Below are 1,402 nucleotides of genomic sequence, written 5' to 3'. Positions count from 1 at the left end.
GTCCGCTCGGTATGACGTCGACGTCTTCGCGGTTCGCCGATTACCAAGCCCGAGAAAATCGAACAGTGGGCCACATTCTCGAAGACGGAAAGTACGAGGTAGGGCCGGTTCGGGACGCCGACGCCCAATCCCCCGCCGGTGGAGTCAGCTCCTCGGCGAACGACATGGCCAAGTGGTTGGACATGGTGCTGTCGGGTGGTCAGTATCAGGGGCAGCAGATCGTTCGGACAGATGCGCTCGTGCCCGCGGTCAACCCGGAGATCGTCTCGCGCCACGCGCAGGAAATCGGGGAACGCTCCGGCTTCTACGGCTACGGGTTCAACGTTTCCGACAGCGCCGCAGGCCGTGTGACCGCCAGCCACTCCGGCGCCTTTCTGGTCGGAGCCGGAACGAATTTCGTGACGATTCCCTCCGCTGACGTCGGCATCGTCGTTCTGACCAACGGCACGCCCACCGGCGTCGCGGAGACCTTGACCGCCGAGTTCGCCGACCTGGTGCAGTTCGGGAAGATCACCCGCGAGTGGCGCCCGCTCTACGAAGCGTCGTTTGCCTCACAAACCGATCCCGAGGGCGAACTTGCCGGGAAGACGCCGCCGGCCTCCCCCGCTCCTGCACCACCGACAAACCAATTGACCGGCGACTACGGCAACCCGTACTGGGGTCCCGCACTCGTGACGCAGCAGAACGGTGCGCTGACCTTGACCATGGGTCCCGCGGCCGCGACGTACCCTCTGACCCACTGGGACGGAAACACCTTCACGTTCCCGCTCAGCGGCGAGAACGCACCGGCCGGGACGGTCTCGAAGGCCACCTTCGACGGAAACTCGCTAACCTTGGAGTACTTCGATCACGATCATCTCGGTACCTTCATCCGGGCAACACCCGCCGAATAATCAGCCAAGGACACCCCATGAGTAGTTCGACAGCCACGGTGAACGCAATGTTCGCGGCCCTCACCGATTTCGACGTGGACGCCGCAGCCGAATTGATGACAGACGACATCGTCTGGCAGAACGTCTCGCTCCCAACGCTGCGAGGCAAGAAGACCGTCGTGCGAGCGCTACGGCTGGTCACCAAGCCTTCACTGAAATTCGAGGCGGAGATGCACCACATCGTCGGCGACGAGACCACGGTGCTCACCGAACGCACCGACATCCTCACCGTCGGACCGCTGCGCATCGAGTTCTGGGTATGCGGAACTTTCGAACTGCGCGACGGCAAGGTCTGCGTCTGGCGGGACTACTTCAGTCTGCGAGACGTCGCGTGGGGCGTGGTGACCGCGGTCGGCCGTGCAGTCGTCGGGAACGGGACACGAAGTAGGCTTGCTCCGGCCTGAAAACACCTGCCGAAAGCGAGCGAACCTCCCATGTCCGAGAACACCACGCCTGACTCCTTCGACGCC

At 63.5% G+C, this 1,402-nt stretch carries 2 protein-coding genes; both read left to right on the top strand.

What is annotated here, in order from left to right:
- On the top strand, positions 1–893 hold an 893-nt coding region (locus ABT116_RS46395; protein WP_351647251.1), incomplete at its 5' end, for a serine hydrolase.
- 17 nt (positions 894–910) lie between these two features.
- Positions 911–1,336 (top strand): limonene-1,2-epoxide hydrolase family protein, encoded by a 426-nt coding sequence (locus ABT116_RS46390; protein ID WP_235169887.1) that lies wholly within the window; start codon positions 911–913, stop codon positions 1,334–1,336.
- The last annotated feature ends 66 nt before the right edge of the window (positions 1,337–1,402 follow it).

Source organism: Streptomyces sp. NPDC002130, assembly GCF_040296465.1.
In the GTDB taxonomy this organism is placed as follows: Bacteria; Actinomycetota; Actinomycetes; order Streptomycetales; family Streptomycetaceae; genus Streptomyces.
This window is presented reverse-complemented; position numbering and strand designations above follow the sequence as displayed.

What these genes read in the sequence shown, in the direction of transcription:
- ABT116_RS46390 (WP_235169887.1), top strand. Translation starts at nt 911, where the DNA reads ATGAGTAGTTCGACAGCCACGGTGAACGCAATGTTCGCGGCCCTCACC.